This is a genomic window from Planococcus salinarum (assembly GCF_007004625.1).
GTDB lineage: Bacteria > Bacillota > Bacilli > Bacillales_A > Planococcaceae > Planococcus > Planococcus salinarum.
Genome location: NZ_ML660050.1, coordinates 49,331 through 74,928 on the forward strand (window position 1 = coordinate 49,331; position 25,598 = coordinate 74,928).

Here is a 25,598-nt window from a genome sequence, read left to right on the forward strand (position 1 = left end):
GAAATTTTATCTTACGATTTTTTATGTCTATCTTACGTTTTCCGTTTTCTATCTTACGTTTTTTCATTTTTATCTTACGGTTGTGACATCCTATCTAACGTTTGAGTTTATTGTCAGCTGACTGCTGTATTTTCCACTGGGAAAAGGGGCGTGAATTCTACAAGGAGGACCCAGCTGGCATTTGGCTATACCATGGCTGCTGAATCCGATGAACTGAAATTTCATCTTACGATTTTTTATGTCTATCTTACGTTTTCCGTTTTCTATCTTACGTTTTTTCATTTTTATCTTACGTTTTTGACATCCTATCTAACGTTTGAGTTTATTGTCAGCTGACTGCTGCATTTTCCACCCGCAAACGGGGTATGAAATTCATAAGGAGTGATACGGATGGCGTTTGATTATGAGTTGGATTACGAGAAATTGGATCTGCGGAAGAATCCGGAGTTGTACCGCGTGGGCAAAGGCGAGCAGGGGGTGCTGCTGGTCGAACCGTATAAGGGCGAAATCCTGCCGCATTGGCGCTTCAAGACGCCGGAAATTGCGCAGGAATCGTGCGATAAGATTTCGGAAATGTTCGAGGAATACCGCAAGCAGGACGATTTCGTCGGCATGGACATGGCGCGCAAATTCATCCAGATGGGCTACACGCGTGCGCGGCGTTACACGAATTACAAAGGCGGCCGCAAATATAATGAAGACCGCAGCATCAAGGAACGCCAGATCGATCCGGAAAAAGCCGAATCGGCGGCGATTTTCAAGAAGCGCTGGGACGAAATCCGGGAAGACGAAGATTACCTCCGGCGCAAACGTGAGCATCAGCATAAGTACGGGGAACTGAAAGGGTCGGCGAAAAAAGGGCAGCAGGCCATGAAAGCAAACGATTTTCCCCAAGGCGTCAGCCAGCCGGCCACAAGAGCGTTGATCGGAGCGGGCTACACCAAGCTCGCACAACTGGATGGCGTCACCGAAAAGGACTTATTGGCGCTGCACGGCGTCGGACCGAAAACGATCCAGGTACTGCGGGAGGAAATGAAAGCAAAAGGGCTGGAAATGAAGTAGCCGAAAAAACGCCCTTCCAACAGGAAGGGCGTTTTACAGTTTGTCTAGAAAGAAAGATAGGTAATCGATATTCCGCAAAACAGCTCCGCTTGCCTGAAACCCGTGCTCCTGCATCGCTGCGCTAGCTTCGTCGCAAAGCGCTGGCCGAAAGATCTTCGGCCACGCTTGGCTCGCGCTGAGCTAACTCGGTCTCGTTGCACTTCGCCCGCGAGTGGATCTCAGCACTTCGTCGGCATTCGCCTGCTCCCCTGGGCGTCTTCGCTGTTTTGCTTCATATCTTTAGATCAATTTCTACATAAGATATTCGTATCAGCTTGTTTCTAGTATAGAAGATTATAGAAGTTGAGGGTTTCTCGACAGCCTGAAAAAACGCCCTTCCAACAGGAAGGGCGTCTTAATGTGCAGCCATTTCTTCAACCAGCTTCGCAAGGCGTTCCCGCGTTTCGGGCAAGCGCGCTTTTATTGCTTCGTTATCCCAGGCGTCATCCGTATAAAAGGTGGAGAAGTCCTGCGCTTCCTGCCGCGGCACGACGTGCATGTGGAAATGCGTCAGGTCGTCGAACGAGCCGCCGTTCTGGCAGATTGAAATGCCGTCCGGATTGAAAGCGGATTTGACGGCACGCGACAGCAATTGCGCCGCTGTCATCACTGCCTGCGCCGTTTCCGCATCAAATTCATCGATATAACGGTAATGCCGTTTCGGCAGGATCAGCACGTGCCCTTCATTGAACGGATCATGGTCGAGCAGGCAGGTGACTGACGCGTTTTCGTAGACGACTTGCGTCTCCAATTCGTTATTGGCCAGCTTACAGCCCAGGCATTCCTCTATCTTTTCCATAATCCTGTGCACCTCCCGAATTTATTACCACATCGGCTCGTTTTCGTTTGAAAGTTCAGCCATTTGCGGATAGGTCAGCATGAAGACGGCGAAAAGAAAGAGCGCAACCGCCAGCACCGAAACGATGTTCAGGTCGAACAACCAGGCAGAACCCAACAGTATCACTGGGGGAAAAAAGTTTGCAATCCCCATTCTTTTCCGTGACTTCTTTGTCAGGTATTGTGTTTTGCCGCATTCCGGGCATTCCATTCCTTCGCCCAGCGTAAACGATTTACGCAAAGTCGTGCCCCATGACCATTCGTTTTTGCAATTCTCGCAGTGTGGCATCTGAAGTCCTCCATTCGAATCTATGTATTACTTTCCCTCATGCTAAAGCATACAGCCAATAAACTCCACAGCATTTCCCGGGAAATAAAGGATTGCTTTACTTTTTAGCGTCAGTTTTCTTCTTCTTTTTGCGGTATTGGAAACGCCAGGTGTAGTAGGAGACCAAGCCCGTAAAAAGTATAATGAACTGCAGCCAGGAAGTTGTGCCGTCATTTATAAAAAGAGCAATCGTCCCAATAATAATGACTGGTACCATAATCATAAACCACATCTTCAGCTCTTTATTCTTAAAACTCATTTCCACTTGTTCTGCCATCTCCTTCCCTCCTTGCGAAAATTTTCTGATTCCTTATTTAATATCATGCTATAGTATTCATACGCTTGAAACCAGCAGAAGTTTCAGCAGAATTCCCCGAAAATTTATTTCGCAAGCATCCGCAAAATACGCAACCTCCACCCCGAACAGGCGTTAAATAGGAATAGATACTGACAGAAAGCAGGATGGACGATGGACTGGTTGGATTTATTGAAGGCCCTCATTTTGGGCTTTGTGGAAGGCATGACGGAGTTTGCGCCAGTATCTTCTACAGGGCATCTGATCATCGTCGATGATATGTGGCTGAAATCACAGGAGTTTCTTGGGAAATACCCGGCAAACACCTTTAAGATCGTTATTCAATTGGGCTCGATTCTGGCAGTGGTAGCCGTTTTCTGGAAGCGTCTGTTCAACTTGGTCGGGCTTTACAAAATCGAAGGGCAAGCCGCCAATACCAACTTCAATTTAATGCACGTCATCATCGGCATGCTGCCGGCAATCGTGCTCGGCTTTGCCTTCAAGGACCTGATCGATGACTATTTATTCGGCGTTGAAACGGTGATCTATGCATTGATTGCAGGAGCGATCCTGATGATTGCCGCTGATAAATTCGGGCCGAAGACACCAACAATCAACAGTCTTGACGACATTACATACATCCAGGCGTTCAAAATCGGTCTGGTGCAAACCCTGTCGCTTTGGCCAGGTTTCTCGCGTTCCGGTGCGACCATTTCAGGCGGTGTGCTGTTCGGCCTCAACCACCGCACCGCAGCGGATTTCACCTTTATCATGGCGGTGCCGATCATGTTCGGTGCGAGCCTCGTGTCAGTGCTGAAAAACTGGGACCAGCTGTCGATGGATTACCTGTCGTTCTATGCAGTCGGCTTTGTCAGCGCGTTCGTCTTCGCCTTGATTTCAATCGGCTTTTTCCTGAAATTGATAGCGAAGATCAAGCTGGTGCCGTTTGCCATTTACCGGCTTGTGCTTGCAGCCCTTCTGATCGTCGTGGTTTATTTCTAATAAAAAATGTGCAGTACGCAAAAATCAGACAAGCGAAGTAAGAACGCGCACTTGCTTTTACCTCGCTGACTTTTCAGAAAAGGGGAGATGAGCAGCATGCAATATTTTATAGGAATCGTTCCGCCGGAAAAAGAATTGAGCAAAATAAGAGAGTTCCGCAACCAATGGTCAGCCAATCGAATTGAAGAAATGGTAGAACCGCACATCACGTTGAAGGCACAAGGGGGACTGACTGCTGATGAAAGCTGGTTGGAGGGGATGAAGCAGGCAGCTGCTGAATTCCCGGCATTTCAGATCCAACTCGGAGAACCGCAGTTTTTTGGAGAAGACATCCTCTATTTGAGCGTCGATTCGCCGGAACTCGAGCAATTGCACCGCCAGCTGATGGAAACGGTCGGCATCACACCCGAACACATCGATCAATACTTTGAAATGGACCAGTTTCTTGCGCACATGACCCTGGCAAAGACAGCCTATGGATTGTTGCGTGATGAATTGAGCGAGATGGCGGTAGCGGCAACGCTGGAACTCGTCCCGAATCCGGCATTCGAAGTGGAATCAATCCGGGTCTACCGGAAAGCAGCGAGCCAGGACGGTTATGTGAAATACCTGGATCTTCCGTTGAAGACTGGAAAGTAAAACGAGCGCAATCTCTCTGAAGGATTCAACTTAAATGCATCAAAAAAACGCCAATCCATTGTGGAAAGGCGTTTTTATTTGCGTTCATCTTGCGTGCGCTACTGATCCGGCAATACAGTTATCTCTGTTTCAGGGGAAACAAATGTATACGAAATCACAGCTTCCCGTACTTCCAAAGTACCATCCACAATGTCTTCGATTTTCACTTCTTCGATTTCTTCAATGGACGAATGGCTGATGTAGCCATAAACCACTTTGACTTCATCATTAATCTCGATTCTGTCCGAGGGAAACGCGGTCGTTTCCGGATTAGCCGAAACTAAATGGGCAGTGCCGGCTGAATAGATCCACTTACTATCTTCCTCATTGAACAGTGCCAATCCCACACCTTTGTAATCCTCTTCGTTTTCAAGGGAATAGAAGACCAGTTTCCCATAGTCACTGTCAGTTTCGCCGATAATTTCGTGGAAATCGTCCTGAAGCTCGGCAATTTGCTCTTCTGTCGTTCCAATTTCGGGCGCAGGTGCCTTCACTTCATCCACCACTTCTTCCTGACAGCCGGAAAGCAAAAAGGTGGCTGCCAGTCCGAACAGCATAAGTTTGCGTTTGAGCATTCAATCTACTCCTTTTACATTTGCTTTACTCTTTTAAATCCCTTAAGAAATCGTAGACTTTCTCCACTTCGTAGGCTTTGAGCAGAAGCTCCTCCTGGTTATAGACAAAAATTACCGGGAACTGTTCGATGTCCAGTTCTTCTTTGTAGTTAACGACAAAATTTGGGTCATACTCGATCCAAGAAGCTACGACATCGTGCTCTGTTCCCTCCACGATTTTACCGACTTCCTCAAATAACGAATCCTGCATCTCCGGTGGGGGCGGGTTGCCCGGTTCATACATAACCACAATATTATAGCCGTCGATATGCGATAACAGACGGCCATATTTCTCTTTATACGTCATTTCCAATAACACTACCTCGTCTGCGTGACCTTCAAAGTCATCGCCGCGTGCTGGAGGATTGATCAACAATTTATGCCCGCTTTTAACCTCTTCAATTGAAGCTTCGGTGCCGTCTTCGTAGGTAAAAGATGTTTCCTCAGAATAAGTGGCATTAAAAACATATCCTATATCCTCCATCCCTGGACCTTTGAGGTCGCGTTTCTTCCATTCAGAAATATCCAGTTCAATGACGTTCTCCGTGTCGTGAACGGCCCATACCTTGCCAATCATTTTATCGTCTTCGTAATGGCCGTATGGATATTCGCCGTTATCGCCGGAGGAATTGTCGCCAGAGCTGTTTTCTCCTCCTTGGCCACAAGCCTGCAAAACCAGCATCCCTAAAAGCAGGAGTATTAATAAGAAAGTTTTTCGCCGCATCTCTTTCCCCCCTTATGGACAATCAAACCGATGATCCCAAGTAGTATCTGGATGGCACTTGCCAGGAACAATTGCACGATGGGCAAATACCATTCGCCGAGCAGTATGATCGGCAAAGAAGCACACAGAAAACAGACAGCTCCGAGGAGGATGGCCAGCACAAAAACCATATTGTCGTTCTTTCTCAAGCCATAGATGCCGGTAACGGCATTGCCAACTCCGAACACAATCATTCCAAACAAAGCGAGGCTTGCCCAACTAGTGAATGGCATGACACCGACCCATTCCGGTGGAAAGTCGGCAAACATGCCATCTCCAAGTAATATGGTAGTGCCGAGAAAAAATGCACCGAGCGATAATAATAAACAATAAAAACTGACAATTTTTTTCAACAAGGTCTATTCGCTCCTTTCAAAAAATGAACCATTTCTTAAACTAGTAGACAGAAAGCACGCAAAAAAGTTTCATTCTGCAACAAACGCCCTTCAAATCCAGTTCTGGTTTGAGGGGCGCTGCTGTTTTGCCTCGATTGTAAACCCATTAGTCATTCGCTTGGTCATAAAAATTACACTCAAACACTTGTACTTCAAAGCCGGATTTCACAACTTTCGGGAAGCCGCCCTGGTCATAGCATTGATCCGATGCGGCTTTGACCTGCTGGTAGCTGAAATAGGACTGGGTTAAAAAGATGGCGCTTGAAATCAGCAGGACTCCTGCGAATAAAAGGAATAATTTTTGCCAAGCGCTCAATTTGTTTTTCATGATGATCGCTCCTGTCTGAAGATGTTTCTGCTTTTATTTCGATAAATAAAGGCTAACATAATATGCCATTTTATACAGTCCCATTTTAAAAAGATTTTGTAAAATAAGGAAAATAACATAAAAAGTGAATCTTTTCCAGTTCCTCATACGTCTAATAGGTATAGGAAAAAACGCAGAAGGGGTTTTTGTGATGCTGAAAAAAATTGTATTGGCAGGCGGAACGGGGTTTATCGGACAATGTTTGGAACGCACGTATACGAACCAGGGCTATATCGTACATATCATCTCGCGGCAGCCGGGCCAGGTGTCGTGGCACGATGAACAGGCACTGATCCAGGCGCTGGAAGGGGCCGAGATGGTCATCAACCTGGCGGGAAGGTCGGTGAATTGCCGCTATACTGAAAAGAACAAACGGGAAATTAGTGAGAGCCGGACCAGGACGACGGAAGCGCTCGGCCAGGCGATACAGAAGTGCCAGAATCCGCCCGACCTGTGGATCAATTCCAGCACGGCAACGATTTACCGGCATGCAGAGGACCGCCCGATGACGGAATCGACCGGCGAACTGGGTTCCGGCTTTTCGGTCGATGTCGGCAAAGCGTGGGAAGATGCCTTTTTCGATTTCCAGCTGCCAAAAACCCGCCAAGTTGCGCTGCGGCTCGCCATTGTGCTCGGAGCGGATGGCGGTGTCATGGAGCCTTACATCAACCTCGTGCGATTCGGGCTTGGCGGCAAGCAGGGCGACGGCAGGCAGAGGTTCAGCTGGATCCACATCGAAGACGTCTGCGCCATCATCGCATTTCTGAAAGGCCGGAAAGACCTGTCAGGCATTTTCAATGCCTCGGCGCCGACTCCCGTGACCAATCAGGAATTTATGGAGGAGCTGCGAAGGGCCATGGGACGCCGCACAGGATTGCCGGCACCCGAGTGGATGCTCGGCCTCGGAGCGATGGTCATCGGCACGGAAACCGAACTGATCCTGAAGAGCCGCTGGGTGCTGCCCGAGCGGCTCCAAAAGGCGGGATTCCGGTTCCATTACGACCGTCTGGACCGAGCCTTGTGGCAAATCCTGCAGGAACAAAAACAAGAACAAGTGCAATAACAGCTGCTGTTCCGCTCATTTGCGGGGCAGTTTTTGTTATTTCCTTCGACTTGATAGTTATGTACCGCTTTGCTGCTTCGCCGTCGAGACTCAGTCCCGCAAGTGTCACCCAACGTCAGTCCAAGCGTTTTTGCAGTATAGCATTATAGAAGTTTTATTAATTTCACACAATAATTTAATGTTCATTTCTGAAACAAGAACAAGTATAATCTGTTTTATAGACGTGTTGAGGGGGGAAAGAAGATGAAGTACTTTACGAAAGAATGGTATGACGAGATGCAGGTGGCCGGTTTTCTGACTTTCCCTGAAACCGAAGAAGAATGGGAAGCGTATCAGGCCGGTTACCGCGCGGATGGCGTAGATCCGGCGGAAATCCAGCGACGGGAACTGGAAGAGATGAAAGAAAATCTTCTGAAGTTCCTGCCTGAGTCGTTCCATCCGTATATTTACGACGGCACGATCAATTCCGCCTATCCGCCGCCCGAGCTAAGGGACATGATCGCGAAATGGGAGGCGGACCAGGAAGCCCGTGTGGATGTGTTGCTCGATGATTACAGCCGCCACTACGAAGCGATCCGGGAATTTTTGCCGGCCGGTGCGGTGCAATTGACGGAAAAGAGCCTTCACGACTGCGTGGTCACAAGCGTTGAGCGCCCTTCGGAGGATGTGCTCGTCCTGCGGCTCGACTGCCAGAGCGGCTTCCACTACTTCAAAAAAATCCAGCTGACATTCACGGGTGTGGTGGAGGCGACGATACCGGCAGAGTTGGCGCAGGCCTGGTGGCTGTACAACGAAATTTACCTGACCGGGGAACTTTTTGAGCTGCATGTGCTGTTCGATAATCCGATGTCGGAAGTGACGATCATCAGCCGGGACGTTGCAATCGAGGAACTGGAATAAAATCTGGTTTTCTTTTTTGGATTTTATATGGAAATTAAATCCAGATTATAAGCCATTAGAACCTAGAAAGTATACAAAGTGGCAGATATTCACCTTTTTACAAAACAATATGCAATAATCTCATCTTTTATTCAAACTGGGAGTTTAGTCTTGCAAGAGACGGGTAGTTTGAAATAGAGGGGTGAGAAAATGCGCGCAGATGAACGTTTGATGAAGGCTTTGCTGCAAAGAGACAAGGAAGCGCTCGAAGAATTGTATGACCGCTATCATTTACTGCTGTGGAAAATCGCCTCTGAAGCAGAATCCGATCATCGCATCTGCGAACAGCTCGTCACCCAGGTATTTAAACAAGTTTGGACCAAACCACATGAATTCATGGGCGACAAACGGCTGGCATTGCTGCTGATCGAATGTTGCCGCGCCAAACTGAAGGAGCGGCCCAGGCCGAAAACGGTTTGTCGGAATCTGATCGAACCTAGAGTATGCTGCGGATAACCTCCGCAGCTTTTTTTAATGTTCAGATTCCAGCAGCGCGTCACCAACTTTGGCGTGGAAATTGGTGTGCGTTAGGTAAATGTTGCTATACGGGAGGTAAATTCGTTTATACGAGAGGTAAACGTGGCTATACGGCAGGTAAACGCCGCTATACGGCAGCAACACAAGCCCGACGCATTTCTCGTAACCCGAGTTGTGAAAAAGGGGGCAGGGGGAGGCGGAAACTGGCATAGCTTCCACTCGTTGACATTCTTTTCGCCTAGTAACACAGAAAAATGATAGAACCTTTGGGCGATGGAAAGATGCATAAAAGATGTATATTATTGTAATTAGTTAATATTTATACATTACTTAGAGGAGAGTGGAATATGAAGAAATCAGTCAGTGTTTTATTGGCAGCGAGTTTGTTGGCGTCTGCACCGTGGTCATCTGTGGTGGCGGAATCGCCGAAAGTTACATACGTAAATGCACTGGAAGAGCAGGATGGCAGCAAATTCAACAGCGAGAATTATGATTTTACGAAGTTTTCGGAGATCGGACCAAAGCTGGAGGAAATCGCGAAATCGTCGAACCGTGTGAAAGTGGAAGTGACAGGCACCTCGTCTGACGGCCACCCTCTGTATGTCGTGACGATTGCCGACCCGGAATCGCAGGGCAAATTCGGCAAGATCCAGGCACTGCGCAAGCAGATGTTCAAAAATCCGGGCAAAGCTCAGGATTGGGTAGCGGAAAACCCGGATTTCAAAGTGCCGATCATGATCAACGGCTCGATTCATGGCACAGAATTCATAGGGAGTGACGCAACGATCCAGCTGATCGAGCGCTTCGCGTCCGAAAACGACGACACGACAAAAGATATTCTGGCCAATAACGTCCTGATTTTCAATGTCGTGGCCAACCCCGACGGCCGCGTTGGCGCCACGCGCTTCAACGGCGAAGGCATCGATTTGAACCGCGATTTCGTGACGCAGTCGCAGCCTGAAACGCAGCAGACCGTTGACCTCATCACGGAGTGGAATCCGATGGTGTTCCTTGATACTCACGGCTATGTGAAAAACTTTGCGCCGAACAAACAGGGCCTGATTGAGCCGTGTACGCCGCCGCATAACCCGAACTACGAGTACGACCTGTACAACAAATGGGCATACGGCCAGGCCGAAGCGATGGAAGCCGAAATTATGGACAATAAAGAAGGATACGAAGGCGCGCTTTATCAGGAGATGACGGGTACCTATGTGCCGCAGCGCGATGACGCAGCCGGCTGGGACGATTACCCGCCAATCTTCACACCGATGTATGCAATGTACCACGGCGCATACGGCCACACCCTTGAAGCGCCGACCAACGATGAAGACGGCGTGAAATGGATGTACGATGCCGTCATGGGCGCACTGAAATACGCCACAGACAATAAACAGGAAATGATCGCCGATCAGATGGAAATCTTTGAACGCGGCATTACTTTCGACCATCCGACGCATGAAGAAGGCTTTTTCCCGGAAGCCTATGTCCTGCCGGTCGATGAGCAAGATCCGACCGTAACCGAAAAAGCGGTCAACCACCTGCTCAAAAATGACATCGAAGTCGTACGCGCTTCCAAAGCGTTCACTGCGGAAGGCGTAACGTACGACAAAGGGTCGTACATTGTCCACCTGGACCAGGCGAAAGCCGGCCTTGCCAACACGTTCCTGTGGGACGGCGAGGACATCACTGATGACACGCCTTCCATGTACGACATCTCGGCCTGGAGCCTGCCGGAACTGTGGGGCTTTGAAGCCAACCCGGTGACAACGGCTGTGGACGTAACAGCGGCGAAAGTCAATGAAGTGAAAAATCAGGGAGCCGTTTCCGGCAAAGGGCCATTCGTCATCCCGAATTCTTCTGTCCAAGCAGTCGAACTCGTCAATACCCTGCTCGCTTCCGGCGTTGACGTGAAGCGCAGCGCGGCAGGCGATTTCTACACAGAAGCTCCGGCCAATGCCATCGCGACGGCTGTAAAAGCATCCGGCCTGCAGATCGAATCTGCAGCGGTGCCGGCTGACGCCGAAGCCATCTCTTCCGTTAAAGTAGCACTTCTGGAAGACGGCGGCATGAACAAGCAGCAAACGCACGCGGGCATGAACCTCGCTCTTGAACGCCTTAACTTTGACGTTACGGAAGTGTCTCCGGTCGAAGTGGCCGAAGCGGGTCTGAACGGCTTTGACGCTTTCATTTACAACGGTACGGAAAGCCTGGTTGCACCGACCCAATCACGGGAAGGCAACAAAGAATTCGGTTTCCAAAATCCCGCCCAGTATGACGCCTTCAAAGCGAATGTCGAAAGCTTCATCGCTAACGGCGGCAAATACATCGCGGCCGGCGCCGGTGCGTCCCGTGCCACGAAAACGCTCGGCTTGACCGACGCAACAGTCAATGTCGGCGGCTATAACAGCAACGGCATCGTCTCCATCGACTACGACGGCAGCGGCCTGACAGCCGGCTACAGCCAGGACGACATCGGGTTTGTCTACCGTCCGGTCTGGTACAGCGGCGTCGAAGCGGATGAAGTGCACGCGTCCTACGACGAAGGCGATTTCTTCATCGCCGGCCACTGGAAAGGCAGCGAAGCCGCTGCCAGCCAGCCGGTAGTCATCCAGGAAAACGACCAGGACGTAACCCTGATCGGTCTCGAGCCAACATTCCGCGACCACACCGATTACCTGTTCCGCCTCGTTTCCAATGCATTGTTCACGAAATAAAATCAACAAGGAGGAGCCAAGTGGCTTCTCCTTTTTTTGGTGGAAGGGTATAAAGAGTTGAAAACAGATATTCCGCAAAACAGCTTGCTTTCCTGGGGGCTTGCGCCGAGCTAACTGCGGACTTCGTCCGAGTGGATCTCGGCACTTCGCTTGGTCCCCATGGAGTCTGCGCTGTTTTGCTCCATATCTTTAGAGAACTCTTAATATAATGAGATTCTTATACATTAGAAGTAGAAGAGTGGTTGATATAGCTTCTTTTTTAACGGGATGACAAGCCAGCTTTTCAACTGAATGAGGGTATGTGCATAGGGCGATGTGAATTTGGATGCGTGAGGTAAACGAGTTTATACGGTAGCTAAAATCATCTATACGACAGGTAAAACTGTCTATACGTGAGTTAGCCTCCAACCAAAATAGCAAACCCCCTTATTGGCCGAAAAACGGGCGGGGGCCACAGCCCCGCCCCAGCAGTCCGCGTGGCGGACTGCGACCATTCGGATTTCCAGCCGGGTGAGTGCTATATATATAGAAACATTAGGTAAAGGAGAGAAACCGTAAGATAAAATCTGCAAACCGTAAGATAAAAACTTAAAACCGTAAGACAAATCTATAAAAACAGAAGACAACCATCCACCAGGTCAGCTAAAAAAAGAAGCTGCGGAAATTCCGCAGCTTCTTAGCTAATATTCTTCAAATTTTCACCTTCAACAATCGCTGGCCCGTCTCTTCCTTCGGCACAATCCAAAACCTGGAGACGAAGTAAACCACTAAAAAGATAAAACAGGCCGCAGCAGTTGTATTGCTGTTGACCAGTGCGTGCTGCACAGTTTCAGGCCGCACAAAAATCAGAAGTCCAATCGCCACATTCAGCAAATACGAAACGAAAAACCCAGCCAGTGAAACGGACATCAAATAATACCCAACCAGTTTCCGCTTGCCAACAGCTGATTTCGGCTTCGTCGCGCTTTTTATTTCCAGCGTGTCCCGGATCTGCCACACCAGCGCGTAGCCAAAGCCGGCTATCGTCAGCGCCACAAAAATATAGCCCACAAAATTTTCCATATTCGAGCCTCCGTTTCTTCTGATGGTACACCATCCGTAATTGCTTTCAGATAAGTTTCAGAAAGAGACACCACAAATCATATTTATTCATTTAATAGAAAAGAAATCAGTTCATCAACATTCCCATACTTCATCCGTTCTTCATATCCAATCTCTAAATGTTCTATTGAGGGGGCTTTAGCATCAATAGTAACAAACTCAATTTTAATTTCAGGTTCCAGATGAGTCTCGATGAAATTAAAGATTGACGTCAAATCTTCGTTTAAATGAGGATTACTAGAGTTAAGTTTATCTGCTTGGTAGGTGACCGCTAGTCCTGCAGAAGTACATTCTGCACTCTCATTAACTTCTGTACAGTAAAACCAGGAGTCAAAAGGGTTGTCATGTGTTGTTGCGTCATATGGGTTTCCAAAATTGAAACGATCATTATTAAGGGTTTCTACTTCAGATGCCAACCGGCTTTCCATTTTGTAATTTACAAGTTCTAAATGATCGGTTTTGAGACCGATTAAAAATTCTTCTTTGGTTTTCACTACTTCAGGCGGACCCAAATACAGGCTAAAGCCATTTTCTTCATCACTACCTGAGACACTCATGCCCGTAAGATTCATCTGGCTTTTCTTTATCAGCCGATAGAGTTCATAATAGCGGTCCAATTCTTTTTCTATAAAAGTTTTATAATTTATTTCTTTATCACTGCGCAAACTCAAGAAAGTGGATTCGTCAATGTAATTGAGACGAATGCCGCTATTATCACTTCCAGTAAAACCCAGGTCTTCGATTGCAGGGAAATAAGGTTTTAACTTCTGTAATTCTTTGTCTGCTTCCAAAGCATACTGGTAGTCATCTTTGATTATCGTGTGATCATAAGGGTCAATCATCACTCCGAATCTTATGCCTGCGTCGTTTTTCGGTGACACAATGACATCGGCCGAACTATAAATCTTGGCCACATCATCTTCGATAACGTCTACTTCAAAGCCATATTTTTCTTCAGCATAATCTTTTGCCAATTGCTCGGTTTCGGTTAACTCGGGTTTCGGTTCGATTTCTTCCGCGACTTCCTCAGCTTTGCCTTCATTCTCTGGGGTTTCAGTCCCATTCGATAAAGGTGCTTCCTTCGAATAGAAAAAACTGACGGAAAGTACAATTGCTGCTATTAAAAAACCGGCCATACATAAAAGGACTTTCATCATTTTGCTCACTATTTTCATCCCTCCAGCTCTACTCTAATTAAACCACAATTCTATATATTGTCATGGATTTTTTTGGTAATATGGACTGAAAGAAACATGGTTCTAAAAAATGCATTTGAAAACGGGAAGGGGGAACAGTCATGCGCAAACGCTTTTTAATGGTCCTGGCTTCACTGGCAGCGTTAGTTGGAATCGGCTGGCTTGCCATGCTGTTCATGATTTCCTATGAACCCACTCCCAACAAGGGCGAAGTTGAAGAATTGGTCGGCGAAAGAGATCTTGCGGAATTCGGTGAAGTTGAAGGGGCGTTTCTGCTGACGCCCCGGAATTATGGTTATTACGACAGTGAGAATATTTATGTGGTGGAACAGTATCTCGATAAAGGCGGAGATTACGGCAACCAATATGCCGTCATTGAAAAGGGTACGGCGTTAACTGAATCCGATGAGCCTGCAATTGGGGAGCTTGCCGCTAAAGAGACATTCCAGAATGAGTATGTCGAGGACTTCCAGGTTCTTTCAAAGCACCGGGTGACTGTTTATAAAAACGAAGAAAAGACTGAGGAGCATTGGTTTTTCAAAGTTACCTATAAATATGACGGAGATTACTTTTTGACATTTGTGCTTCCGGAACCCGCCATCGAAAACAGATTCAATTTTTTCGCGGAAGGTTATGAACAGTTCCTGCAATTTTAATGAAATAGGAGAAAGCAGCTGCGAAAATGATCAGCGGGAAGGTGCAGGCCAGCGCCTGCTGCCACGCAAAATGGATGAAGTATTTCACGGTTCGGCACCTCTGGTTTTATTTTCAGTAAAAATCTGTTAACTTAACAGGATGAAGGCTTTTGGCGACTGGTTTCATTGGCAAAATAAAGGAATATCAGAATTTACAGAGAACTTATTATTGTATACAATAATGTCAACGTCGCTTTAGCCCAATTGAATGGAGGGAAACGGATGGACAAAAAACTTCTCGGGATTTTCGCACTCATTGTTTTGATCATTCTCCTTGCAGGCTGTCAGGAAGAACCGGAAGAAGAGGCGGCGCCGGACGAAGCCGTAGCGGATGAGACATCTGAAGCGGAAGCGCGCGCGCAGCAATACGTCGAGTTATGGAACAACCAGGAATTTTCGAAAATGTACGGTTCTTTCCTGAACCAGGGATCGAAGGATGTATACGGATCCCTGAATTTTGTGACGTGGCAGGAAGAGATTTACGACCAGCTTGGCGTCAGTGATGTCAATGTGACGTATACCGCGCCGGAAGAAGCGGTGGAATATGCCAAAGACGCGCCGGCGAATTTCGATATTCATGTCGAAATGGAAACGACGGCAGGGCCGATCGAATTCGATCAAACGCTGACCATGCTGTACGAAACGCATGCGGAAGTGGAGGACTGGTTCGTCGAATGGAACCCGACCTACATTCTGCCGAAGCTCGAAATGGGCGATGAAGTCCAGGTGCAGATGACCGAAGCGAAACGCGGGGAACTTGTTGACCGCAACGACAATCCGATTGCGGTGAACAGCGAAGCGATGATGGTCGGCGTTGTGCCGCAGAACTTCAATACGCCGGAGCAGAAGCAAAAACTGGCCCGGGCACTCGACATTGAAGTCGAAGAAATCGAAGGCGCGATGAATAAAAGCTGGGTGCAGCCGGGCTACTTCGTGCCGATCAAACAGGTGCCGGCGAGCGATCAATTGACGCTTGACCGCGTATTCTCGATTCCGGGCACGAAACAGGAACCATCGAAATTCCGCAACTATCCATACGGGGAAGCGCTGGCCCACCTGGTCGGCTATATCGGACCCATCACGGGGGAGCAGTTGGAAAAACTGGAAGACAAAGGCTACGGCCCGAACGATATGATCGGCCGCCAGGGGCTGGAGCGGGCACTGGAAGAGCGGCTGCGCGGCAAGCCGGGCGTCCGTGTCATTGCCCATAAGAGTGATGGCAGCGACCCGGTCACGATATTCGAAAATAATGCAGGCGAAGGCGAAGTCGTCAAACTGACAATCGACGCCGAACTGCAGAAATCGATATTCGAATCGATGGGCGGGGAACCCGGAGCAGGTGCAGCGGTCCATCCGGAAACCGGCGAAACGCTGGCGCTCGTCAGCTCGCCTGCCTATGACCCGAACGCATTCATGAAAGGCATCACAGGCTCGCGCTATCAGGAGCTGTCCGACAATCCGGACAAACCCCTGTTCAACCGTTTTGCCGCTTCCTATTCACCCGGCTCTGCCATCAAGCCGGTAACCGCGGCAATCGGGCTTGAAACGGGTGCCATCGATCCGGAAGAAGGCGTCGACATCGAAGGCAAGCGCTGGCAGCTGAACGGTTCATGGGGCGGCTTCCATATCACGCGGCTTCACGATGACGTTAAAAATCCGGTCGATCTGCACAAAGCACTGGTCTACTCGGACAATATTTATTTCGCACAAAAAGGGCTGGACATCGGACGGGAAGATCTCATTTCCGGCTACAAGGATTTCGGCTTCACCGACGACATTCCGTTTGTCCTGAACCTCCAGCCGTCCCAAATCACCAATTCGGGAACGTTCGGCTCGGACGGCCAGACAGCTGACACCGCTTACGGCCAGGGGCAGATGCTCGTCAATATCCTGCATCTCGCGGCGATGTACGAGCCGTTCCTGAACGGCGGCACCATATACGAACCGTCGCTGTTCCTGGAAGAGGATGAGCCGACCGTCTGGCAAGAGGGTCTGGTGAGCGATGACAACGCCGAATTGTTGCGCACAGCGATGCGCAGTGCCGTGACCGACGGCTACGCCAAATCCGCCAATATCGGCGAAGTGGCAATTGCCGGCAAAACCGGTACGGCTGAACTCAAGATGCGCACTGAAGACGAAGGCAAAGAAAACGGCTACTTTGTCGGCTACAACTCCGAGAACCCGGAAGCCATCATCGCGATGATGATCGAAGGCATCGAGGATGAGGCGAACGGCAGCGATTATGTGGCCGGAAAAGTTGCGGGTGTGTTGAGAGACCATAAGGAATAAATGAAAGAAACCAGGCGGGGACTATGCAAGTTAGTCCTGGCCTGGTTTTTCAGTTCCATCAGTCTTCCAGACGCTCCATCACCGCAAAATAATTCCCTTCGTCATCCGCAAAGTTGAAGCTGCGGCCGATGCCCATGTTCACCAGTTCACCGGTAGTAATGCCCCGTTCCTTGAAATCGGCATAAAGCTTATCCACCCCGTCGGTATAAAACATCAAAGAAGGCGTGCCGAGCTCCAATTCGGGGGACAGTTTCGAAACGACTTCTTTGTCGTGCAGCACAATCGTCGTCGCCGCGTCTTCGGTCGGAGCGATTTCAATCCACCGCAATCCCTGATCCGGCGAACCTTCATCCGCAATCACCGTGAACCCCGCTTTTTCCGTCCAGAACTTCACAGCCTTGTCCTGATCCTCCACATACACCATCACTTGCCCAAGTTTATTGATCAATCGGATCACTCCTTTGGGGTATTTTCTGCAATCATCTTCTAAGTAGTGAAATTCGGGATTCGAATCCCAAAAACCTTCTATATAAATAAAAAACGTCCGGACAATAGATATGTCCGGACACTATCGTTACCGCTTCCGCAATTCCTCCGCAATCTGCTTCAAATACGCATTGCGCTCTTTCGTCAAATTCACCCACATGATGACGACATAAATCGCCAGTGCGATGGGTACCAGTGAAAATATAATTGTCAGAATCGGAAATATCGTAAACATTGCATCGCTCATAATTCATTCCCCCTATAATTATTATACGGAGGACAGGGGAAAATGTTTCAATAAAAAAAGCATTCCCGTCACAAGGGAATGCTCAAAGATCAGATGACATCTGCCGACTCTTCCTCCGGCATGCCAAGCTTTTCCGTCAACGTCTCATAAATATCATCAAAATGCCGCTCTTCGTAAAACATCTCGTTATATGATACAGAGCGGATGATCGCTTCCTTATCAACCTTGACGACCTCGATCTGGACGGAATTGCTGGTGCCTGTCGCCTCGAGCTCGCGCCGCTGCTCCTTCTGAAATGCCTCCGTATTCTGTGGTTCGTATTTCTTGAACATCTCCACGACTTCATTGAAAACGGTGATTGTATCCTGCTCGCTGTTGAACAGCCAATAATAATCTTTTTTTGTGCGTGACAGGTGCAGGTTCAGTTGATAATGCATGCATTTTCCTCCTTCGGGAATAAAAACGATTCTAATCGAACATCTTTTTCTATACCCGATTTTTGAAGGGGAAACCATTTGGGGGGCAGAAATGGGCGGGGGCCGTGGCCCCGCCTGAAGCAGTCCGTTTTTAACCAGGAGTGAGCGGGTTGAAAAGTGGATTCGTTAGATAAGAAAGCGAAACCGTAAGATAAATCCTTCAAACCGTAAGATAAAACCTCAAAACCGTAAGACAAACCCTAAAAATCATAAGGTGAAAAGAGAAAACCAGTAAGCAACCCACACCATACGAGTAACCCCCTATTGGCCAAAAACGGGCGGGGGCCGCAGCCCCGCCCAAAGCAGTCCGCCCCGGCGGACTGCGACCATTCGGCTTTTTACCGGGAGTGAGAGGGGTGAAAAGTGGATTCGTTAGATAAGAAAGCGAAACCGTAAGATAAATCCTTCAAACCGTAAGATAAAATCTTAAAACCGTAAGACAAACTCCAAAAACCATAAGGTGAAAAGAGAAAACCGGTTAGCAACCCACTTCATGCGAGTAACCCCCTATTGGCCAAAAACGGGCGTGGGCCGCAGCCCCGCCCAAAGCAGTCCGCCCTGGCGGACTGCGACCATTCAGCTTTTTACCAGGAGTGAGAGGGGTGAAAAGTGGATTCGTTAGATAAGAAAGTGAAACCGTAAGATAAATCCTTCAAACTGTAAGATAAAATCTCAAAACCGTAAGATAAACTCCAAAAAACATAAGGTGAAAAGAGAAAACCAGTAAGCAACCCCCTTCATGCGAGTAACCCCCTATTGGCCAAAAACGGGCGGGGGCCGCAGCCCCGCCCAAAGCAGTCCGCCCGGCGGACTGCGACCATTCAGCACTTCACCAGGAGTGAGCGGGTTGAAGTATGGGGACACTGGATACCAATGTGGCTCCGTGAGGTAAATTACGTTATACGACAACAAAAGCTCGCTATACGTCATCTAAACCATTCTATCCGTGAGGGAATCTCCGTTACCTGCAATGTGGAAGATTATTGTCAAATAAACACTGGACTCACAATCCGAAATGAGGGATAGTTTATAGTTAAACAGGGCATCCAATGGAAATGATCCTTTTTAAAAACCTTACTGAAATGGAGTTGTGAAAATGACAAATCTCGTGAAGGAAGTTTCCGGAAAGATAACAGAGGCACACAAAACTGAAACGCCCATCGAGTTTATTCGCCATGAATATACGGTGGATGAAGACACGTCTTATGCAGTCCAAGAGGAAGTGGTTAAAGGAATTGCGAACCTGCAAGGCGAAATTGCGGGTTATAAAATCAGCATGACGAGCGCAGAGACGCAAGCCATTGCGAAAACGCATGAGCCGGCTTATGGAACTTTGTTACGGTCCAATCTGCTGGAAAGTGGGGAAGTGCTTTCGCTTTCGTCCATGTTTTCTCCGCTGATCGAACCAGAGATCATGTTTATCTTAACGGAGGATTTATCTCCAGGAGCCGATGAGGAAGAGATTTTAAGGAAAAGTGAGATCGCAGCAGGAATTGAGATTCCGGATTCGCGGTATAAGGACTGGTTTCCCAATTTCTCTTTAGCTGATTTGATATGTGATAACACAGCGGTTGGACGGGTGATTGTGGCAGAATCCGTTGCGCCTCCATCATTTGAAGAATTGGCAAATGAGGGAATGGAACTTTTTCATAATGGTGTAAAAATCAAGGAAGGAACGGCTTCTGCCGTCTTGGGCAATCCCGTTTCGGCTGTAGCCTGGTTATCCCGCAAACTTACTGAGCACAAAAAAGTTCTGAAAAAAGGTATGCTGATTTCATCTGGTACATTCATTTCACCGATCGCCGCTGAAGAAGGCACTTATAGGGTAAGCTATTCAACGCTCGGCCAAGTGGAAGTTACATTCCAATCATAATAAAAATAATCTCCAATACAAAAAAACGATGCCCGCCATGCAGCTGCATGATGGGCATCGTTTTTTTGTATTTCCATTACGGGTTCGTCGACCACAGTCCAGCCGATTTCAGCAGCACGCGCGGGTGCAGCTTCAGCTGGGCAACCATCATTTCAGCCATATCTTCCGGCTGCATGACTTTGTCCGGATTGCCGTCTGTCAGGTTCGAGTCGATCGCGAGGTCAGTCGCAACTGTGCTCGGTGTCAGGGCAGTGACGCGGATGTTGTGCTTTCTGACTTCCAGCATCAACGATTCTGTGAGGCCCATCAAGCCGAATTTCGATGCGCTGTACGCGCTTGTCACCGGTGCACCTTTTTGGCCGGCCGTTGACGAAATGTTGATGATGTCGCCCGATTCGCGCTCAATCATTTGCGGCAGCACAGCGCGGGTTACATAATAAACGCCCATCAGGTTCGTATCGATGATCGCTTTCCATTCTTCCGGCGGCAGCTCGAGGAACTTGCCGAATTTGCCGATGCCCGCATTGTTGATCAGGATATCGATCGGTCCGAGTTCGCCCGTGATATGTTCAACGGCTGCGTTGACCGCCTCCATGTCCGCGACGTCAGCCGCAGCGAATACCGCTTTCACGCCGTATTGCTCGAGTTCAGCCACGACTTTCTCCAAGTTGGCCGCTGTGCGCCCAACCAGTCCGACATTGATGCCTTCCGCCGCAAACGCGATGGCAGTCGCGCGGCCGATGCCTCTGCCGGCTCCTGTAATCAATGCGTTTTTTCCTTTAACGTTCTGCATATGAACAACTCCTCTGTAATCAATCAGTTTCACACATCAGTGTAGCAAAGTGCGGAGGTAAAAATCCAAATGAAGAACTCGGGACAGGAATTATCTGCGTTGTTATATATTAAATAAATAAAAGAGTTAGCATGAATATGACGCTTCAGCGCTTTGGACAAGGGCAAAGATTATGCTCCTGCGCAAGCTCGTCGCAAAGGAGGTGCCATCTTCGTGGCACACCTTGGCTCCCACAATAAGCCGAGAAGATCACTCGTCTTTTGCTTCGTCGGCATTCGCCTGCTCCGGAGGCGCGCCGGCGCTGAGAGAAATCTTTAAAGATATGGAGCAAAACAACGAAGACTCCATGGGGACCAAGCGAAGTGCCGAGATCCACTCGGACGAAGTCCGCAGTTAGCTCGGCGCAAGCCCCCAGGAAAGCGGAGTTGTTTTGCGGAATATCGGCTACGTTAGATTCTTTACTTCAACTTCTACACTTTGTTTAATGCGGAAAACAATCGGGAACACCTAGTAGCAAGATGATTTTTAATTTAAGGGAGGAAACAATATAATGGCTAAAGTATTAGCAGTTGTATCAAGTGGACATCAGGATCTGGCAAACAATTATGAAACCGGCTGGTGGGGCGAAGAATTATTTGCACCGATGGAGATATTGGAAGCAGCAGGGCATGAAGTGGATATGGCTTCACCACGCGGCGGCAAACCCACAATCGACCAGGCCAGCATCTCGAAAGAATATGACCCGGAAGGCAAATACAAGAAAATGTATGAATCGGGCTTAGCCGACAACACGAAAAAACTTTCGGAGATCACGCCGGAAGACTATGACGCAGTATTCATCGTAGGCGGCCACGGTGCGATGTATGACCTGGCGCAAAATGAAACCTTGCATAACATTATCAATGGCGTATACGACAATGGCAATATCGTGTCGGCCGTATGCCACGGACCGGCTCCATTGCTGTGGACAAAACGTCCGGACGGCAAAAGCATCATTGACGGCCTGGACGTAACAGGCTATCCAGAAGCGGTTGAACCGGAAGGCCTTCCTGCGATTCTGCCATTCAGCCTGGAAGGTGAAATGAGCAAAGTAGGAAACTATACCGCCGACCAACAAGTGGTATGGGGCAATGACCAATTGGTGACCGGACGCGATCCGTTTTCTTCTGAAGCTCTGGCCGAAGAATTGGTAAAAGCTTTGGATAAACGCAGCAAACAGGAGAGCTGAGCCATGGAACCCATCGTCATTACGGCAATCATGAAGCCCAAGGAAAACATGGAAGCCCAATTATTGGCGGAATTGAACAAAGTGCAGGAAGCGTCTCGCAAAGAAGCGGGCTGCCTCCACTATGTGCTTCACCAGTCGATTGAAGACGACACGTTCGTCCTTCACGAAACGTGGAAGGACATCGACGCGTTGCAGCGCCATGTCGGCTCCGCTCATTATCAGGAATACCGCGCCAACACGGCGGACCTGATTTCAAGAAGAGAAGTCTTCAAGCTGAAGGCACTTTAATTCATTTAACAATAAATGCAGAACTTCGCAAAGGAACGACGCGGAGTTCTGCATTTTTTATTGCGATAAATTCCAGTTGCGAATAAAAAAGGAGTGGATATTACAGAAATCATCTCGACTTTTAATAGGATGGACAGTTCAAAAAAAGCCCTTTCCATCCAAGGAAAGGGTTTTTATTCACACATATTGCTCTTATTCAACGATCTCTGCATAGTTTTTCGATACATAACCGTCTGGTATCTGATACATATTCGACGTTTCACCCAGCAGTTCTACGCGTTCTCCTTTATAGAAAACGCCGTTTCTTGAGCCGACGGTGAAATCAGGAGAGCTGTGAATCCAGACATTGCCGGTAGCTTCTACAAATTGGTCCCCATTCTGATTATCAGAAGAAGTTGGAATCGTAAGTGTTGTTCCGATACTGAGATATCTCGGAGCAATATCCGGATTTGCATCCATCAGCTCCTGTACGGTTACATCACTGTAGTTACTGGCGATGCCCCAGAACGTGTCTCCCGCTTTGACCGTATAGGTGGTTCCTTCATCGGGTTGATCGGGATCTGTTGAGCCATTGCCGGGCAACAGGATTTGATCCCCAATCTGCAAAGTGAGTGGATCGTAATCCGGATTTAACGCAAGCAGCCGGCTGACTGTTGTTCCAAAATCATTGGCGATCTTCCAGAAGGTATCTCCGGCCTGGATGGTATAGGTTCTTGTTCCGTCCGAAGAATCCTCGGAAAGGTATTCTTCAAGTGTCAGGTTATTGGCGGCGATTGTCGTCGCGTGCTCTACCCCGACATAGCGCAGATGCCAGGGTTCATATTGGTAGCCGGTTATGTCCTGTTTTCCTTCCGGGTAGCGGACGATGAAGCCGTAATTTGCCGCATTGTCGGCAACCCATTGGCCTTCCGTCGTATCACCGAAAGATTGATCCAGCTCATAATCGACAGAAGCACTTGTCACGTCCATCACCAACCCGGTCTGGTGTTCACTTTCGCCGGGTTTTGCACTGATTTGGTTTGCTCTTTCTTCACCGTACCGGTTGACCCAGTACTGATAAAGATCACTTTGATAGTCATAGGACCGGTAACCGGATGCTGCATACAATTGCACGCCGTCATTGCCCGCGGCATCAAACATTTCTTCAAGGGCATTGGCTGCATGCTGCTGCATCAACTCACCGTCTGAAGAAAAAGCGACATTTGGATAAACAAGGTTGTCTGGCACATAATCCGCAGAAAGGGAATTCTGTTTATTGACGAGAAGAATCTCGTCTTTGTCATGGGCCAAAGCTGTCAGTGGCAAGAAAAGTGACAAGAGCAGGGTAACCATTCCCAGGAAAATGAATGGCCTGCCAGTGAAAATTCCAGCTGAATTTTTCATGTTTAGCCTCCTAGTGAATTTTTCCCTTCTTTAGTACTGCCCTACCACGTAGGGAGTGCCTATAAACATTAAATAGGGAATCTTAAAAATAGTTCAATTCTAATAATAAAAATGATAATTAACAGTTCGTTCGACCAGAATTTTGTTGCTATAGTAAAAGGGGGAGGAGAGGATTAGTAAAAGAAGAAGAGGGAATGTATGACTTTTAAATTAAAGGAAGTTTTATTCCAAATAAGGAAATATATGATACGCTTGAGTTGTCTAATTCTGATATATAATCATATTTTTTATTCTTCTAACGAATCAAATCAGAAGATGAAAATGTTTTACACGTTTAAGGGGGCATTTTTTTGAGTAAAAAATTATTGGTTTTTATTTCTATGATTGTCATAGCAGCACTGGGATATTCCTTGTATTATCTGAATCAGTATCATATAGAGAATAATGATGAGGCCATTCAATCTAATTTAGAAACCTGGTTGAATCGACCGCATGGTGAAGAAATCAACCCAACAGTATTAAAGATGGAACAACTGGAGGATACCACATCGCATATTATTCTTTTCCAATTAGATAATGGGGACTATGGCTATTCCCGGTTAGTAAAAGGTGTAAATGGAAAATTCAAGATTGATATTGCGGGATACGGTACTGGATTTCATCATTCATCTTATCAAGTCATTGACACTGATAAAGGAAAGTATATGATTTTATACGGTGGAAATCCGGATTTGGAAGTTGATCATATTTTAGCTGTTGCGCATACTGGTGAATATGATTTTACATTCGATGTTTCCGGGGACAAAACGTTTTTGCAATTCGCAAAAATTCCAACTGGCGTAGAACGACCTTTTCCTGCTGATTTAACATTTTATGATAGTGACAATAATGAAATTGAATAATTGTAATCTCTCTGAGTGAAATAAGGCTAACGTAGATGAAAAGTGACAAATCTATTAATATAAAATTATGCGACTATAAGCCAGTGTTCGACACAAAAAGATGCCCGTCATGTATGGAGTACATGACGGGCATCTTTCAATGAATTTACAGAATCCCCAGCTCTTTCTGGTGCTTGTGCTTGATGTCGATATACTCTTGCCCGTACTCGGGGTTAATTGCTTCAAACTTACTCATTCGAAAACCCCATTCCTTGTATATGGTAACTTAAAACTGAGCCACCAACGCAATTGAAAACTGAGCCACTTCTGTAGGAAAATAACCCTAGCACAATCGTTAGGGGGAAAACAGGAGTGATTACATTGAACAAGAAGCAACAGGTGATTCAGCTGCATCTTCAGGATGTCAGCCAACGACAAATTTCTAAAGAAGTTGATATCTCCAGAAATACCATTACCAAGTACATTAAAGCCTTCGAGAAAAGTAAGGCAGCCGATGTCCGTAACCTGCCGGTTACAGAGGATATTCTATCGCCTCCCTCCTACAAGAAAAGGGCTGGAGTGAAACGCAAAATGACGGAAGAGATCGTAGAAAGGCTCAGGGGATTCATTCAGGATAATGAATGGAAACGCAAAAACAACATGAGCAAGCAACAAATGAAAAAGATTGATATGTATGAAAAACTGCAAGAAGAAGGATATGACATCGGCTATACGACGGTTCGGAATTTCGTCAATACCGAGGAGAGACGGGCAAAAGAGGTCTATATTCGCCAACGCTATTCAGCGGCTTGGGAAGTGGAATTTGATTGGGGAGAAGTGAAACTGGTGATTGATGGGAAACAGAAATCCTATTCGCTGGCGGTCTTCACCTTGGCTTACAGCAATTATCGATTTGCGCTGCTTTATGAATCCGAGACGATGATCTGCGTACAGGATGCGCATACCAAACTGATTGACCACTTAGGTTTCATTCCATCTGTATTCACTTACGACAATATGCGAACCGTGGTGAAATCGTTTGTCGGAACGGACCGGAAGATTACGGACGGCATGATTAACCTCTCC

27 protein-coding genes and 1 pseudogene are annotated in these 25,598 nt (G+C 47.7%); 14 read left to right on the top strand and 14 right to left on the bottom strand.

The window, feature by feature from the left end:
* Window positions 1-390: 390 nt before the first annotated feature.
* Window positions 391-834: pseudogene (locus DIJ65_RS00990) on the top strand (DUF4385 domain-containing protein); the annotation flags it as partial.
* Between the two features lie 622 nt (window positions 835-1,456).
* On the opposite strand, the gene DIJ65_RS00995 reads toward DIJ65_RS00990, so the two are convergent.
* The 3 genes from DIJ65_RS00995 to DIJ65_RS01005 all read right to left on the bottom strand — a co-directional run bounded on the left by DIJ65_RS00995 (window position 1,457) and on the right by DIJ65_RS01005 (window position 2,543).
* Complete coding sequence (locus DIJ65_RS00995) at window positions 1,457-1,912, bottom strand: HIT family protein (RefSeq protein WP_260678678.1); 456 nt, start codon at window positions 1,910-1,912, stop codon at window positions 1,457-1,459.
* Window positions 1,913-1,924: 12 nt separating this feature from the next.
* Window positions 1,925-2,227, bottom strand: coding sequence for a TIGR04104 family putative zinc finger protein (locus DIJ65_RS01000; protein WP_117302194.1), 303 nt, complete (start codon window positions 2,225-2,227; stop codon window positions 1,925-1,927).
* 97 nt (window positions 2,228-2,324) lie between these two features.
* Window positions 2,325-2,543, bottom strand: coding sequence for a hypothetical protein (locus DIJ65_RS01005; RefSeq protein ID WP_117302196.1), 219 nt, complete (start codon window positions 2,541-2,543; stop codon window positions 2,325-2,327).
* 192 nt (window positions 2,544-2,735) lie between these two features.
* Between DIJ65_RS01005 and DIJ65_RS01010 the strand changes: the two genes are divergently transcribed.
* The gene (locus tag DIJ65_RS01010) at window positions 2,736-3,563 is read left to right on the top strand and encodes an undecaprenyl-diphosphate phosphatase (RefSeq protein ID WP_117302198.1); all 828 of its coding nucleotides are present in this window, start codon (window positions 2,736-2,738) and stop codon (window positions 3,561-3,563) included.
* Window positions 3,564-3,659: 96 nt separating this feature from the next.
* Window positions 3,660-4,202, top strand: a complete 543-nt coding sequence (locus DIJ65_RS01015) for a 2'-5' RNA ligase family protein (protein ID WP_117302199.1) — start codon at window positions 3,660-3,662, stop codon at window positions 4,200-4,202.
* A 98-nt stretch (window positions 4,203-4,300) separates the two neighbouring features.
* On the opposite strand, the gene DIJ65_RS01020 is transcribed toward DIJ65_RS01015, so the two are convergent.
* The 4 genes from DIJ65_RS01020 to DIJ65_RS01035 all read right to left on the bottom strand — a co-directional run bounded on the left by DIJ65_RS01020 (window position 4,301) and on the right by DIJ65_RS01035 (window position 6,341).
* On the bottom strand, window positions 4,301-4,816 hold the full coding sequence (locus DIJ65_RS01020) for a hypothetical protein (RefSeq protein WP_117302201.1): 516 nt from the start codon (window positions 4,814-4,816) through the stop codon (window positions 4,301-4,303).
* Between the two features lie 25 nt (window positions 4,817-4,841).
* The gene (locus DIJ65_RS01025) at window positions 4,842-5,579 is read right to left on the bottom strand and encodes a hypothetical protein (protein WP_117302202.1); all 738 of its coding nucleotides are present in this window, start codon (window positions 5,577-5,579) and stop codon (window positions 4,842-4,844) included.
* Window positions 5,555-5,974, bottom strand: coding sequence for a hypothetical protein (locus DIJ65_RS01030; RefSeq protein ID WP_117302204.1), 420 nt, complete (start codon window positions 5,972-5,974; stop codon window positions 5,555-5,557). The genes DIJ65_RS01025 and DIJ65_RS01030 overlap by 25 nt, the downstream gene beginning before the upstream one ends.
* Window positions 5,975-6,119: 145 nt before the next feature.
* Window positions 6,120-6,341, bottom strand: coding sequence for a hypothetical protein (locus tag DIJ65_RS01035; protein ID WP_117302206.1), 222 nt, complete (start codon window positions 6,339-6,341; stop codon window positions 6,120-6,122).
* 190 nt (window positions 6,342-6,531) lie between these two features.
* Here DIJ65_RS01035 and DIJ65_RS01040 point away from each other — a divergent pair, with 190 nt between their 5' ends.
* From DIJ65_RS01040 to DIJ65_RS01055, 4 genes are all read left to right on the top strand, one after another.
* Window positions 6,532-7,443 carry a TIGR01777 family oxidoreductase gene (locus DIJ65_RS01040; protein ID WP_117302207.1) on the top strand — a complete coding sequence of 304 codons (912 nt, stop codon included), beginning with the start codon at window positions 6,532-6,534 and terminating at the stop codon, window positions 7,441-7,443.
* Window positions 7,444-7,686: 243 nt separating this feature from the next.
* Window positions 7,687-8,343, top strand: a complete 657-nt coding sequence (locus DIJ65_RS01045) for a DUF4085 family protein (RefSeq protein ID WP_117302209.1) — start codon at window positions 7,687-7,689, stop codon at window positions 8,341-8,343.
* A 189-nt stretch (window positions 8,344-8,532) separates the two neighbouring features.
* Complete coding sequence (locus tag DIJ65_RS01050; RefSeq protein ID WP_185959465.1) at window positions 8,533-8,838, top strand: RNA polymerase sigma factor; 306 nt, start codon at window positions 8,533-8,535, stop codon at window positions 8,836-8,838.
* A 368-nt stretch (window positions 8,839-9,206) separates the two neighbouring features.
* Window positions 9,207-11,576 (top strand): M14 family zinc carboxypeptidase, encoded by a 2,370-nt coding sequence (locus DIJ65_RS01055; protein ID WP_117302210.1) that lies wholly within the window; start codon window positions 9,207-9,209, stop codon window positions 11,574-11,576.
* A 690-nt stretch (window positions 11,577-12,266) separates the two neighbouring features.
* Here DIJ65_RS01055 and DIJ65_RS01060 read toward each other — a convergent pair.
* Together DIJ65_RS01060 and DIJ65_RS01065 are read right to left on the bottom strand one after the other, a co-directional pair.
* Entirely contained in the window at window positions 12,267-12,638 is a 372-nt protein-coding gene (locus DIJ65_RS01060) for a hypothetical protein (RefSeq protein ID WP_117302212.1), read from the bottom strand.
* A gap of 83 nt (window positions 12,639-12,721) precedes the next feature.
* Entirely contained in the window at window positions 12,722-13,843 is a 1,122-nt protein-coding gene (locus DIJ65_RS01065; RefSeq protein ID WP_117302214.1) for a hypothetical protein, read from the bottom strand.
* 131 nt (window positions 13,844-13,974) lie between these two features.
* Between DIJ65_RS01065 and DIJ65_RS01070 the strand changes: the two genes are divergently transcribed.
* The gene (locus DIJ65_RS01070) at window positions 13,975-14,529 is read left to right on the top strand and encodes a hypothetical protein (RefSeq protein ID WP_117302215.1); all 555 of its coding nucleotides are present in this window, start codon (window positions 13,975-13,977) and stop codon (window positions 14,527-14,529) included.
* 261 nt (window positions 14,530-14,790) lie between these two features.
* Window positions 14,791-16,857 carry a penicillin-binding transpeptidase domain-containing protein gene (locus DIJ65_RS01075; protein ID WP_117302217.1) on the top strand — a complete coding sequence of 689 codons (2,067 nt, stop codon included), beginning with the start codon at window positions 14,791-14,793 and terminating at the stop codon, window positions 16,855-16,857.
* 58 nt (window positions 16,858-16,915) lie between these two features.
* Here DIJ65_RS01075 and DIJ65_RS01080 read toward each other — a convergent pair whose 3' ends face one another.
* The 3 genes from DIJ65_RS01080 to DIJ65_RS01085 all read right to left on the bottom strand — a co-directional run bounded on the left by DIJ65_RS01080 (window position 16,916) and on the right by DIJ65_RS01085 (window position 18,027).
* On the bottom strand, window positions 16,916-17,305 hold the full coding sequence (locus tag DIJ65_RS01080) for a VOC family protein (protein WP_117302219.1): 390 nt from the start codon (window positions 17,303-17,305) through the stop codon (window positions 16,916-16,918).
* Between the two features lie 126 nt (window positions 17,306-17,431).
* Window positions 17,432-17,590, bottom strand: a complete 159-nt coding sequence (locus tag DIJ65_RS16185) for a hypothetical protein (RefSeq protein WP_154718722.1) — start codon at window positions 17,588-17,590, stop codon at window positions 17,432-17,434.
* Between the two features lie 89 nt (window positions 17,591-17,679).
* Complete coding sequence (locus DIJ65_RS01085) at window positions 17,680-18,027, bottom strand: hypothetical protein (RefSeq protein ID WP_117302220.1); 348 nt, start codon at window positions 18,025-18,027, stop codon at window positions 17,680-17,682.
* 1,135 nt (window positions 18,028-19,162) lie between these two features.
* Here DIJ65_RS01085 and DIJ65_RS01090 point away from each other — a divergent pair.
* Window positions 19,163-19,939, top strand: coding sequence for a 2-keto-4-pentenoate hydratase (locus tag DIJ65_RS01090; protein WP_117302222.1), 777 nt, complete (start codon window positions 19,163-19,165; stop codon window positions 19,937-19,939).
* 76 nt (window positions 19,940-20,015) lie between these two features.
* Here DIJ65_RS01090 and DIJ65_RS01095 read toward each other — a convergent pair whose 3' ends face one another.
* The gene (locus tag DIJ65_RS01095; RefSeq protein WP_117302224.1) at window positions 20,016-20,732 is read right to left on the bottom strand and encodes a 3-ketoacyl-ACP reductase; all 717 of its coding nucleotides are present in this window, start codon (window positions 20,730-20,732) and stop codon (window positions 20,016-20,018) included.
* 550 nt (window positions 20,733-21,282) lie between these two features.
* Here DIJ65_RS01095 and DIJ65_RS01100 point away from each other — a divergent pair.
* Both DIJ65_RS01100 and DIJ65_RS01105 read left to right on the top strand, forming a co-directional pair.
* Window positions 21,283-21,960, top strand: coding sequence for a type 1 glutamine amidotransferase domain-containing protein (locus DIJ65_RS01100; protein WP_071152426.1), 678 nt, complete (start codon window positions 21,283-21,285; stop codon window positions 21,958-21,960).
* A gap of 3 nt (window positions 21,961-21,963) precedes the next feature.
* Entirely contained in the window at window positions 21,964-22,248 is a 285-nt protein-coding gene (locus DIJ65_RS01105) for a putative quinol monooxygenase (protein ID WP_071152427.1), read from the top strand.
* Window positions 22,249-22,440: 192 nt separating this feature from the next.
* Here DIJ65_RS01105 and DIJ65_RS01110 read toward each other — a convergent pair whose 3' ends face one another.
* Window positions 22,441-23,631, bottom strand: a complete 1,191-nt coding sequence (locus tag DIJ65_RS01110) for a D-alanyl-D-alanine carboxypeptidase family protein (protein ID WP_071152428.1) — start codon at window positions 23,629-23,631, stop codon at window positions 22,441-22,443.
* A gap of 350 nt (window positions 23,632-23,981) precedes the next feature.
* Between DIJ65_RS01110 and DIJ65_RS01115 the strand changes: the two genes are divergently transcribed.
* Both DIJ65_RS01115 and DIJ65_RS01120 read left to right on the top strand, forming a co-directional pair.
* Window positions 23,982-24,533: a hypothetical protein gene (locus DIJ65_RS01115; RefSeq protein ID WP_071152429.1), complete on the top strand. Its 552-nt coding sequence runs from the start codon at window positions 23,982-23,984 to the stop codon at window positions 24,531-24,533.
* A 360-nt stretch (window positions 24,534-24,893) separates the two neighbouring features.
* Window positions 24,894-25,598, top strand: a 705-nt coding sequence (locus tag DIJ65_RS01120) for a helix-turn-helix domain-containing protein (protein ID WP_185959466.1), incomplete at its 3' end; no start/stop codon positions are given.

Excerpts from the sequence above, each read along its gene's own strand:
- DIJ65_RS01035 (WP_117302206.1), bottom strand. The coding sequence starts at position 6,341 with ATGAAAAACAAATTGAGCGCTTGGCAAAAATTATTCCTTTTATTCGCA.
- DIJ65_RS16185 (WP_154718722.1), bottom strand. The coding sequence starts at position 17,590 with ATGAGCGATGCAATGTTTACGATATTTCCGATTCTGACAATTATATTT.
- DIJ65_RS01060 (WP_117302212.1), bottom strand. The coding sequence starts at position 12,638 with ATGGAAAATTTTGTGGGCTATATTTTTGTGGCGCTGACGATAGCCGGC.
- DIJ65_RS01075 (WP_117302217.1), top strand. The coding sequence starts at position 14,791 with ATGGACAAAAAACTTCTCGGGATTTTCGCACTCATTGTTTTGATCATT.
- DIJ65_RS01045 (WP_117302209.1), top strand. The coding sequence starts at position 7,687 with ATGAAGTACTTTACGAAAGAATGGTATGACGAGATGCAGGTGGCCGGT.
- DIJ65_RS01095 (WP_117302224.1), bottom strand. The coding sequence starts at position 20,732 with ATGCAGAACGTTAAAGGAAAAAACGCATTGATTACAGGAGCCGGCAGA.
- DIJ65_RS01110 (WP_071152428.1), bottom strand. The coding sequence starts at position 23,631 with ATGAAAAATTCAGCTGGAATTTTCACTGGCAGGCCATTCATTTTCCTG.
- DIJ65_RS01090 (WP_117302222.1), top strand. The coding sequence starts at position 19,163 with ATGACAAATCTCGTGAAGGAAGTTTCCGGAAAGATAACAGAGGCACAC.
- DIJ65_RS01000 (WP_117302194.1), bottom strand. The coding sequence starts at position 2,227 with ATGCCACACTGCGAGAATTGCAAAAACGAATGGTCATGGGGCACGACT.
- DIJ65_RS01055 (WP_117302210.1), top strand. The coding sequence starts at position 9,207 with ATGAAGAAATCAGTCAGTGTTTTATTGGCAGCGAGTTTGTTGGCGTCT.
- DIJ65_RS01010 (WP_117302198.1), top strand. The coding sequence starts at position 2,736 with ATGGACTGGTTGGATTTATTGAAGGCCCTCATTTTGGGCTTTGTGGAA.
- DIJ65_RS01025 (WP_117302202.1), bottom strand. The coding sequence starts at position 5,579 with ATGCGGCGAAAAACTTTCTTATTAATACTCCTGCTTTTAGGGATGCTG.
- DIJ65_RS01020 (WP_117302201.1), bottom strand. The coding sequence starts at position 4,816 with ATGCTCAAACGCAAACTTATGCTGTTCGGACTGGCAGCCACCTTTTTG.
- DIJ65_RS01050 (WP_185959465.1), top strand. The coding sequence starts at position 8,533 with ATGCGCGCAGATGAACGTTTGATGAAGGCTTTGCTGCAAAGAGACAAG.
- DIJ65_RS01085 (WP_117302220.1), bottom strand. The coding sequence starts at position 18,027 with ATGCATTATCAACTGAACCTGCACCTGTCACGCACAAAAAAAGATTAT.
- DIJ65_RS01100 (WP_071152426.1), top strand. The coding sequence starts at position 21,283 with ATGGCTAAAGTATTAGCAGTTGTATCAAGTGGACATCAGGATCTGGCA.
- DIJ65_RS01015 (WP_117302199.1), top strand. The coding sequence starts at position 3,660 with ATGCAATATTTTATAGGAATCGTTCCGCCGGAAAAAGAATTGAGCAAA.
- DIJ65_RS01105 (WP_071152427.1), top strand. The coding sequence starts at position 21,964 with ATGGAACCCATCGTCATTACGGCAATCATGAAGCCCAAGGAAAACATG.
- DIJ65_RS01005 (WP_117302196.1), bottom strand. The coding sequence starts at position 2,543 with ATGGCAGAACAAGTGGAAATGAGTTTTAAGAATAAAGAGCTGAAGATG.
- DIJ65_RS01070 (WP_117302215.1), top strand. The coding sequence starts at position 13,975 with ATGCGCAAACGCTTTTTAATGGTCCTGGCTTCACTGGCAGCGTTAGTT.
- DIJ65_RS01040 (WP_117302207.1), top strand. The coding sequence starts at position 6,532 with ATGCTGAAAAAAATTGTATTGGCAGGCGGAACGGGGTTTATCGGACAA.